A 561-nucleotide genomic window follows, 5' to 3' on the forward strand; every position below is an offset into this window, starting at 1 on the left:
AACGGACTCCCCGGGTTCCAAGACGCGAAGGGGAGCTGGACCTGCCAGTCCGACCTCGATGTAGGCGCGCGCATCACGTTGTTGGAGACGTGCTGGCTCGAAGTCGTTGAACAGTTCGATCGACCAGTTCCCGGACCAGGCCAGATCGACGACCAGCAGCTCACCGGTGGCCTCGTTGCGCAGGAAGCACATCGGCGCCCCCCATCCGGAGTGGCCCTGCATGCTTTCGAGCCCCGAGCGCCCGGCCGGGATTGGGGCCCAGTCGAACGCACCTTCCGCGCAGAGGCTCGAATCGGTCATCCGGCCGATGCTGAACGGCGAGTCCGGTAGCGACTGGAGTTCTACGTCTTCCAAGTACCAGTGCCTGTCCGTCCTTTTCGCCCCGACATTCCAAGTCAGTCCGGACCACGGCGCGACCTTGTTAAGAGCGCAGGGCCGGTCTCCGGTGTTGGTGATCACCAGATGCCGGGTAAAGAAGGAAGTCCCGTCGCTGCTGGTGTGAACCTCCACCGTGACCGGCCGCTGCTGATGGCGGAGAGTGACGACGGTGTCCTCACCGTC

At 64.2% G+C, this 561-nt stretch carries 1 protein-coding gene; it reads right to left on the reverse strand.

Annotation, left to right across the window (positions count from 1 at the left end; all coding sequences use genetic code 11):
- Positions 1-354 (reverse strand): hypothetical protein (locus AC3WJM_RS23040; protein ID WP_492273064.1); only part of this gene is annotated, 354 nt, incomplete at its 3' end.
- Positions 355-561: the final 207 nt, after the last annotated feature.

It is taken from the genome of Arthrobacter sp. FW306-1B-G06A (assembly GCF_058781765.1).